This is a genomic window from Mycobacterium sp. IDUB_19 (assembly GCF_055419445.1).
This window is the reverse complement of record NZ_JBVAXR010000069.1, coordinates 1-8,456: the sequence shown is the minus strand read 5'-3', so window position 1 is coordinate 8,456 and position 8,456 is coordinate 1. Positions and strand designations below refer to the sequence as shown.

Annotated in this window: 10 protein-coding genes; 8 read left to right on the top strand and 2 right to left on the bottom strand. The window is 64.8% G+C overall.

Annotation, left to right across the window (positions count from 1 at the left end; translation table 11 throughout):
- The first annotated feature begins 57 nt into the window (after positions 1-57).
- A complete protein-coding gene (locus ACZY0B_RS26060) occupies positions 58-984 on the top strand; it encodes an antibiotic biosynthesis monooxygenase (protein WP_463767127.1) in 927 nt (308 codons plus the stop codon).
- Here ACZY0B_RS26060 and ACZY0B_RS26055 read toward each other — a convergent pair.
- Positions 981-1,862, bottom strand: coding sequence for an SDR family NAD(P)-dependent oxidoreductase (locus ACZY0B_RS26055; protein ID WP_463767126.1), 882 nt, complete (start codon positions 1,860-1,862; stop codon positions 981-983). The genes ACZY0B_RS26060 and ACZY0B_RS26055 overlap by 4 nt on opposite strands.
- Positions 1,863-2,353: 491 nt before the next feature.
- Between ACZY0B_RS26055 and ACZY0B_RS26050 the strand changes: the two genes are divergently transcribed.
- The gene (locus tag ACZY0B_RS26050) at positions 2,354-3,163 is read left to right on the top strand and encodes a SigB/SigF/SigG family RNA polymerase sigma factor (RefSeq protein WP_463767125.1); all 810 of its coding nucleotides are present in this window, start codon (positions 2,354-2,356) and stop codon (positions 3,161-3,163) included.
- Between the two features lie 106 nt (positions 3,164-3,269).
- Positions 3,270-3,899, top strand: coding sequence for a hypothetical protein (locus ACZY0B_RS26045; protein ID WP_463767124.1), 630 nt, complete (start codon positions 3,270-3,272; stop codon positions 3,897-3,899).
- A gap of 13 nt (positions 3,900-3,912) precedes the next feature.
- On the opposite strand, the gene ACZY0B_RS26040 is transcribed toward ACZY0B_RS26045, so the two are convergent.
- On the bottom strand, positions 3,913-4,080 hold the full coding sequence (locus ACZY0B_RS26040) for a hypothetical protein (RefSeq protein ID WP_463767129.1): 168 nt from the start codon (positions 4,078-4,080) through the stop codon (positions 3,913-3,915).
- Between ACZY0B_RS26040 and ACZY0B_RS26035 the strand changes: the two genes are divergently transcribed.
- Genes ACZY0B_RS26035 through ACZY0B_RS26015 form a run of 5 tightly spaced genes read left to right on the top strand, consistent with a single transcriptional unit; the run spans position 3,998 to position 8,390 of the window.
- On the top strand, positions 3,998-4,540 hold the full coding sequence (locus tag ACZY0B_RS26035) for a hypothetical protein (RefSeq protein ID WP_463767128.1): 543 nt from the start codon (positions 3,998-4,000) through the stop codon (positions 4,538-4,540). The genes ACZY0B_RS26040 and ACZY0B_RS26035 overlap by 83 nt on opposite strands.
- A 26-nt stretch (positions 4,541-4,566) precedes the next feature.
- The gene (locus ACZY0B_RS26030; protein ID WP_463767123.1) at positions 4,567-5,466 is read left to right on the top strand and encodes a DUF4344 domain-containing metallopeptidase; all 900 of its coding nucleotides are present in this window, start codon (positions 4,567-4,569) and stop codon (positions 5,464-5,466) included.
- Positions 5,467-5,516: 50 nt separating this feature from the next.
- Complete coding sequence (locus tag ACZY0B_RS26025) at positions 5,517-6,194, top strand: TetR/AcrR family transcriptional regulator (RefSeq protein WP_463767122.1); 678 nt, start codon at positions 5,517-5,519, stop codon at positions 6,192-6,194.
- Between the two features lie 25 nt (positions 6,195-6,219).
- The gene (locus ACZY0B_RS26020) at positions 6,220-7,449 is read left to right on the top strand and encodes a cytochrome P450 (protein ID WP_463767121.1); all 1,230 of its coding nucleotides are present in this window, start codon (positions 6,220-6,222) and stop codon (positions 7,447-7,449) included.
- Positions 7,443-8,390: an SDR family oxidoreductase gene (locus ACZY0B_RS26015; RefSeq protein ID WP_463767120.1), complete on the top strand. Its 948-nt coding sequence runs from the start codon at positions 7,443-7,445 to the stop codon at positions 8,388-8,390. The genes ACZY0B_RS26020 and ACZY0B_RS26015 overlap by 7 nt, the downstream gene beginning before the upstream one ends.
- The last annotated feature ends 66 nt before the right edge of the window (positions 8,391-8,456 follow it).

The window sequence follows — 8,456 nt, the reverse complement described above, 5'->3', positions numbered from 1 at the left end:
CACCAGGACCCGAAGCGGTCGCCTGGACCGCGCCTCCGGTGATGGTAGACAGCTGATATGACTGCTGACGCCCGCGCGATCACGCTGTTCCATCCGCCCGCTGATCCTGCGCGATTCGGCCAGTGGGTGGTCAGCTATCTTGCTTCGGCTCGTCACTCTCCTGGACACGTAGGCGCGCGCGAATCGGTTCAAGGAAACAGGCCGCTGGATTGGGCCGTGGAAGTCGCCTTCCGCGATGCGGATCTACTCGATGCCTGGCTGGACAGCGCCGAACGCCGGGCCGTACTCCGCGAAGGCGAAACACAGGGCTGCTGGCAGTGTGCCTCCGATCTGGTCCTTACTCGCGGCGAGTCGCCGGCTGCCAACGTCGGCGTCTTCCTGCACAGCGTGGCCCCGGGTAAGGAAGCCGGATTCATCGCCGCCCAAAGCGAACTCACGCGCAGCAGCTCTGCCTTTCCCGGATACGAAGGCACCGCGGTGTTTCCCGCCGATCCCTCCGGACAATGGACGTCGGTGCTGCGATTCCGCAGCCCCGATCAATTGACGATGTGGATGCGCTCGCGGGAGCGCCAGGAAGCGTTGCCGGGCTTGCGCGACGGGTTGACTCGCGACTTCGCCGAGTTGGCACGCAGCGCACCATTCGGGTCTACGGTCCGAGTTTCCCACGGGCAGACCAGGATCACGCCGGCATGGAAGACGGCGATGCTGGTGCTGCTGTGCCTCTACCCGACGGTGATGCTGCTGTCGAAGTCGCTCTCCCCTGCTCTGGGCAATCTTGGGGTCAGCCAGTCGGTATCGGTATTCGCCGGCAACGTGATCAGTATCGTTGCGCTGCAATGGCTCTTGGTCCCGGCCATTTCACGGCCCTTTCGGCGTTGGCTCGATCCGATCGATGGGGCGTCGACCCGGATCAGCGTGGCCGGAGCGGCGGCGATAGCGGTCGGCTACGCCGCTCTCCTCGGGGTTTTCCAGATCTCGGGTTAGCCGCGCGCGCCGACCATCTTGTGCAAGTCCTCGATCGACCAAGGTTCGGCGGCATGATGGTCTCGATACCCCAACAGGGTCGGCGTTGGCCGATCGAAGCGGCCGACGAATCCGCCTGCGGCAACCAGGATCTGACCCGTCACGTCACGTGCCAGGTCGCTGGCGAGGTAGGCGTAGAGCGGGGCCACGAAAGCAGGCGGCGCACTGTCCAACGAGGCCTGCATAGTCACGTCGTCCAGTAATCCGCGGCGATGCAGATCCTCGATGTGCTTCTCGTACGCGTCTCCGGTGGACAAACGCGTCCTCGCGCCCGGACACACCACGTTGGCGCGGACGCCTTTGGCTTTGAGCTCTGCGGCGATGGCCAGAGTCAGCCCGTTGACGGCTCCCTTGCCCGCGGGATAACCGGTGCCGCCGTAGTCGCCGAGAAAGGCAACAGAACTGGTATTGATGATCGTCCCGTGTCCCTGCTCGACCATCGCGCGTGCCGCGACTCGGCAGGTGTGAAACACCGTGCCGACGTGGGCACTGATCAGGCGGTCGAATTCGTCGGGCGTGATGTCCAGGATCGAAGAGCCGGGCGGCTCGGCGATCCCGGCGCAATTGATCAGGATGTCGAGTCGCCCGAATGTGTCGCGGCAGGTGTCGACGAGCGCGGCGGCAACGGTCTCGTCGTCCGCGGCCCCGACCACCGCGGTGGCTCGCCCTCCCGATGTGGTGACCGCCGCAACGGTCTCCGCCACGGCATCAGTGTCACGGCCGTTGACCACGACATCGGCACCGAGGTTGCAGAGCAATTCGACGACCGCGCGTCCGATGCCGCGGCTTCCACCAGACACCACCGCACCGCGCCCCGCCAGGAGGCCCCGGCCGCTCATCGCCTCCGGCTCCATGCAAAGTGTTTGCGGCGATGCTCGCAGGCACGCCGCTGCGCGCTGGTCACGGACATTCGCCGAACAGTACCCAGTCGCGCGAGGCATGCGAACGGGCGATCCCTTCACCGGGCGCGACGCGCGGGCGACCTTGCTCCACGCCGGGTAATCGCGATCAATCGCCCATCCGTGCCGCGGGAGGGTAGGATCTAGGAATCGAGTCCGTTCTGGACACGTCGCCGTTTAGCTAAAAGCGGTCCGCCAGCCGTACGGCTGCTGGGTTATGGCTCCGGCGAGCAAATCCACCGGTTGCCCTCCTGAGTCGCGTGCGCGCTGGTAATAGCTGATCCGTGTCGACGGATAGGTGCAGTGGCGTGCTATGCGCACGCCAGCGATACCTCGCCACCCGCGACCTCCAGGAAGTGTGCCGCAATGCAAATCCATTCGTGCGCAGATTGTTTCGCAAGATCGCTAGCCGGGAGCAGGCGGTTCGGGCGATGACCGAAGTCCTCTCTCCGCCCCGGCCCACGCGGCCGGCCAAAACTCGCAACGACGATTCCTACGACGATGTCATCGAGATGTTCCTGGTGCTGAGGACCATGCCGGCCGAATCGCACGAATACCGGCGTCAGCGCGAATGCATCGTGAGGCGGTGTCTCCCGCTCGCTGACCACGTCGCCCGCCACTTCGGACGACGCGGCGAAGGTCTCGACGACTTGACCCAGGTCGCGCGCCTGGGATTGATGAACGCGATCAACCGCTTCGACCCCGATAAAGGGCCCAGTTTCATCGGATTCGCCATCCCCACCATGATGGGCGAGGTTCGACGCCATTTCCGCGACTACAGCTGGGGTATGCGTGTCCCACGGCGACTGCGTGAGCTCCATGTCCAAATCAGCAGGGCAACAGGAGATCTGGCCCAAAAACTGGGAAGGGCTCCGACCGCCCGCGAGTTGTCGGAGGAGCTGGGAGTCCCGCACGACGAGATCGTCGAATGCCTCGTCGCAGGCGATGCCTACCAACTCGATTCGCTGGACGCGCCGATGGGGTCCGACGGCTCCGGCAAGTCTCGCCTTGTCGCTGACGCCGTGGGTGCTATCGACCCCCAGATCGACCACATCACCAACCGCGAAGCGGTGCGCTCGCTGGTGGCCGCGCTTCCCGAGCGTGAACGCGAGGTTCTACATATGCGATTCTTCGAATCGATGACGCAGAGCCAGATCGCGGAGCGAATCGGAGTGTCACAGATGCAGGTGTCGCGGATTCTGGCCAATACCTTGACATCCCTGCGTGACCAGCTGGAATAGGCGTCAAATCGGTGCCGGGCCCGTCTGGCGACACGCGCACTGTACTGTGCGTTTTGGGGTGGAGTCGACTCCGTCACCAGATCGAGCCGAAAAGGAGCACAACCCGATGAGGCTTTCACAACCGGTGATCGCGGGCGTCGCCGCAGCGACAGTGCTGGCACTGTCCGTGGCCGGCTGCGGCAGCAACCAGAAGTCATCGCCGACAACGTCGGGATCGGCAACGTCGTCGACCAGTGGGACGAGCGCCGCGCCGAGCTCGTCGGCGTCCTCGGCACCGGCACAGGGGAACGACTACACCGGTTGGTTGATCCAGGCGACCGATATCGACGCGCCGGTGCCGTTCACGGGCACGCCGCCGACGAACAACCCGAACGGCCAGCCCGGCGCGGCGACGACGTTCAACACCCAGGACAACAGCCACATCATCAAAGACACCATCCAGGTGCTGGCCGACCCCGGCGCCGCGACCAACGCGTTGAACGCGGCGAAATCGTCACAGGGTGGCGCTATCAAGCATCCGGAGACGCAGGCGGTCAAGGTCGGCACGGACGGAACGGTGGTGTCGGGTAATTCGCCCGACAACTCCAAAGGCATCGCGGTATTGCTGTTCACCGAGGGCAAGGCCTTCGTCACGCTGGAATTCGACGGCCCGCCCGACACGCTCCCGCCGCCGGACTTCGTCAACGATGTCGGTCAAAAGCAGGATGCGGCCGTGAAGAAGGGTCTCGGCGGCTGAGCCAGGGTCGCCGTCAGTCGCGCGGCACTCGAAACTTCAAGGATATCTCTCCGAGGCTGGTTGCTTCGGCAGCAGTCGCCGTGACGCTCGCGGCGGTGTTGGCCGGCTGCGGCAGCGGTTCCAAGTCCTCGCCCACTACCTCGAGATCAGCCACATCCGTCGCGATCAGCCACAGCTCCACGGTGACGCCGCAGTCCGACTACACCGGGTTGTTGATCAAGGCCGGTGACATCAAGGCACCCGAAGACTTCACGGCGACGCCGCCAATCAACAACCCGAACGGTCAGTCCGGGGTCACCACCACCTTCAGTAATCAGGACCACACACACATAATCGTCGACAGCATCCAGGTTTTGCCGGACGCTGCCGCTGCCGCCGGAGCGCTGGAATCGGCCAAGGCGACAACGGATGGCTACGTCCACGGCGTCGCCGAACCGATCGCGGTCGGTACCGGCGGCACGACGATCTCGGGGCCCTCGCCCGATGGCGCCAAGGGAGTCACCGTGCTGATGTTCACCGAGGGCAAGGCCTTCGTCGAACTCGAATTCGACGGTCCGCCCGACGCGCTCGTGCCGCCGGACTTCGTGACCGATGTCGGCCAGAAGCAAGATGCGGCGGTCAAGAAGGGGCTGGCCGGCTAAAGGACGGATGCGACAGGGCGGGGCGAGTGACAACGACGACAGCGATGACGACGCCGATGGCCGTCGCCGTGGCATGTGTGGCGTTCCTCGCCACGGCCGGGTGCGGCGGGTCTACCAGCCACCAGGCCGGCTCCAATCCCCCTGCCGCACAGTCGTCGACGGCGGCCCCGAAGCCGAAGCAACCAAGCGACCCGGCAGCACCCGCGCCGTCCGGGACGGTGAAGATCCGCTACGAGGATGCCACCACGCCGGATGCGCAGCGCGGCCGCCAACTCATGCAGGACGCGAAGGTATTGGAGGACCTCGCTGCGCACATCGAGGACACCTTGGCGCTGCCGTCCGACATGGGGGTGGTCGGCAAGCAATGCGACGCGAACAATGATTTCTACCTTCCCGACGCAAACGAGATACAACTCTGCTACGAGGCCAGGGAGCACGCCGAGAAGCTCGCCGCGGGCAACGGAATTGCCGACCCGGCGACTCCCGCCGTCGACGAAACGATCTCTGCGGCCTACCACGAACTCGGTCACGCCACGCTCGCCATCTATCAGTTGGCATTCACCGGGCGCGAGGAGGACGTGGCCGACCAGCTTTCCGCGTTCATGCTCCTCAACCCCGGCGCCGACGGAAAGCCCTATCCCGACGGTGTTCGCATCGCAACCAACACCGCCACGGAATGGAAGCTGAGCGCGAAAGAGGCCGGCGACGCCAACGAATTGCCCTTCTGGGACGGCCATTCCATGGATATCACCCGGATGTACAACTGGGAGTGCTGGATCTACGGTTCCAATCCGGGCGCCAACGCCAGCATCGTCGCCTCGGGAGACCTGCCGGAGGATCGAGCCGGCAACTGCGAGGAAGAGTTTCAAAACATGCAGCGCGGCTGGCAGTCACTGCTGGGGCCACATCTGAGGAAGCCCAGCTAGAAGGGCAGTGACACGCATTAAATAAATTGCTTGATTTAATCCGCTGAGCCGTGTTCACTGAGGCGGTGAAGGCTGAGCGGACGGCGCGCTCCCACCGGTCGATGGGCACGCGAGAGGCGATCCTGTCGGCCGCCGAATGGTTATTTGCCGAGCGCGGAATGTATGCCGTGTCGAATCGGCAGATCAGCGAAGCGGCCGGGCAAGGAAACAACGCCGCCGCTTGCTATCACTTCGGAACACGGACCGAATTGCTGCGCGCGATCGAAAGCAAACACCGCGAGCCGATCGAAGAACTCCGCGCCCAGATGTTGACCGACATCGGCGATTCGACCGAGTTGCGGGATTGGGTCAGCACGTTGGTGCGCCCACTCACCGACCACTTGGCCGCACTGGGCACGCCCAGCTGGTACGCGCGTTTCGCCGCCCAGGCCATGGCCGACCCCACCTATCACCACGTCGTCACCAAAGACGCGCTGATGTCCCCCAAGCTGGTGCAGACGATCGAGGGCATCAACCGATGCCTTCCCGATCTGCCTAAGCGAGTGCGATCCGAACGGATCGTCATGGTCCGAAATCTGCTGATGCACACCTGTGCCGAGCATGAAGGCGCACTGGCCGAGCACGGGGCGCGGTCGCGTTCGGCTTGGCCGGTCGCCGGTGAGGGCTTGATCGACGCGATTGTCGGACTGTGGCGCGCGCCGGTTCATGTGAGTGCAGCGGGCGACTGAACACCGGCGAAAAGCAAGGAGCACGATGACCGCCATCTCCACTGATGCTGGCACCGACATCCCGGACTTCCCGATGACGCGGGCCGCGAGCTGCCCGTTCGCTCCTCCCCCGGAGTCGTTGGCGCTCAACGCAACCAGGCAACTGAGCCGGGTCCGGATCTGGGATGGCAGCACACCGTGGTTGATCCACGGCTACGACGCGATACGGTTGCTGTTCACCGATTCGCGCACCAGCGTCGACGACCGGCTGCCGGGCTATCCGCACTGGAACGAAGGGATGCTGGCGACCGTGCACAAACGGCCGCGCTCGGTGTTCACCTCCGACGCCGAGGAGCACACGCGCTACCGCCGGATGTTGTCAAAACCCTTCACTTTCAAGCGCGTCGAAGGCCTGCGCCCGGCGGTGCAGAAAATCGCCGACGAACGCATCGACGCGCTGTTGGCGGGCCCCAAGCCCGGTGACATCGTGAGCACGCTGGCGCTGCCGGTCCCCTCCCTCGTCATCAGTGAGTTGTTGGGCGTGCCCTACGAGGACGCGGATTTCTTCCAGGAGCAAGCCCAACGGGGCACCGGGCGCTACGCGACCGAAGAGGACACGGCTCAGGGTGCCGCCTCGTTGGCGAAGTACATCGCCAACCTGATTCGTACCAGGATGCAGAGCCCCTCAGAGGATTTGGTGTCCGATCTGGCGGAGCGGGTGAACGCCGAAGAAATCAGCGTGCGCGAGGCGACGCAACTGGCCCTCGGCGTGCTGATCGCCGGTCACGAGACCACCGCGAACATGATCAGCCTGAGCATTGCGGCCCTGCTCGAGCACCCAGATCAGCGGCAGTTGTTGTGCGACACCAACGATCCGAAGACGATCGCCAATGCCGTCGAGGAGCTGATGCGCTACCTGAGCATCATCCAAACCGGCCAGCGTCGCATCGCCGTCGAAGACATCGAAGTCGGCGGTGAGACCATCCGTGCCGGCGAAGGCATCATTCTCGATGTCGCACCGGCGAACTGGGATACCCGCCAATTCCCCAACGCCGACCAGCTCGACCTGGCCCGCGACAACGGCCCGCACGTCGGGTTCGGCTACGGCCGCCACCAATGCGTGGGACAGCAGTTGGCCCGCATGGAATTGCAGATCGTGCTGCCCACGCTGCTGCGTCGCATACCGACGTTGCGGCTGGCGGTGCCGGTCGAGGAGCTTCCGTTCAAGCACGACACGTTGGCCTACGGCGTCTACGAGCTTCCCGTGACATGGTGAAGCCGGATCTCACGTTGGCCGTGCCGGATCTGTCCGGCAAGCTAGCGGTCGTCACTGGGGCCAACAGTGGTCTGGGATTCGGTCTGGCGAAGCGATTGGCGGCCGCGGACGCCGATGTTGTGATGGCCATCCGCAGCAGGGCCAAGGGCGAGGCCGCGATTGCCGAGATCCGCCGCGAGGTGCCCGCCGCGAAGCTCAGCATCAAACAGCTGGATCTGGCGTCATTGGAAAGCGTTGCGGCACTCGGCGAAGAACTGGCGGCAGAAGGCCGGCCGATCGACGTCTTGATCAACAACGCCGGCGTCATGACCCCGCCGCAGCGTCAGGAAACCAGCGACGGCTTCGAGTTACAGTTCGGCGCCAACCACCTGGGCCACTTTGCGCTGACCGGGCACCTGCTGCCGTTGCTGCGCATGGCGAAAGCGTCGCGTGTGGTGACCGTGAGCAGCATCGCCGCGACGCAACCGAAGCTGACCTTCGACGACCCCAACGCCCGGCACGGCTACAAACCGATGGTCTCCTACGGCGTCGCCAAGCTGGCGCAACTGATGTTCGCCGTCGAGCTGAACCGGCGCAGCAATGGCAGCGGCTGGGGCGTGGTGTCCAACGCCGCGCACCCCGGGCTGAGCAAGACCAACCTGCTCAGCGGCGCATCGTATGGCCGCGACAAACCGACGCTGCAGGCGCGCCTCACCCGATTGACCTGGCGGCTGCTGCCGTTCATGTGGCTCGATATCGACGAGGGCATCAAGCCGACCCTCTACGCGTCGGTTTCGGCGGACGCTGAAGGGGGCCGCTACTACGGACCGCGGGGCTTCTACGAAACCGCCGGGGGCGGAGTCACATTCGCCGGTGTGCCGCGGCTCGCGCGCAGTGAGACCGATATGCAGCGGCTGTGGCAGCTCTCCGAAGAGCTCACCGGCGTCACCTATCCGGACTGACAGGCGGATTACAGGGAAGTGGTGAGACATGGCGTTCGTCGGCCGCAGTGACGTAAAGGATCCCGG

What these genes read in the sequence shown, in the direction of transcription:
- ACZY0B_RS26060 (WP_463767127.1), top strand. Translation starts at nt 58, where the DNA reads ATGACTGCTGACGCCCGCGCGATCACGCTGTTCCATCCGCCCGCTGAT.
- ACZY0B_RS26055 (WP_463767126.1), bottom strand. Translation starts at nt 1,862, where the DNA reads ATGAGCGGCCGGGGCCTCCTGGCGGGGCGCGGTGCGGTGGTGTCTGGT.
- ACZY0B_RS26050 (WP_463767125.1), top strand. Translation starts at nt 2,354, where the DNA reads ATGACCGAAGTCCTCTCTCCGCCCCGGCCCACGCGGCCGGCCAAAACT.
- ACZY0B_RS26045 (WP_463767124.1), top strand. Translation starts at nt 3,270, where the DNA reads ATGAGGCTTTCACAACCGGTGATCGCGGGCGTCGCCGCAGCGACAGTG.
- ACZY0B_RS26020 (WP_463767121.1), top strand. Translation starts at nt 6,220, where the DNA reads ATGACCGCCATCTCCACTGATGCTGGCACCGACATCCCGGACTTCCCG.
- ACZY0B_RS26015 (WP_463767120.1), top strand. Translation starts at nt 7,443, where the DNA reads ATGGTGAAGCCGGATCTCACGTTGGCCGTGCCGGATCTGTCCGGCAAG.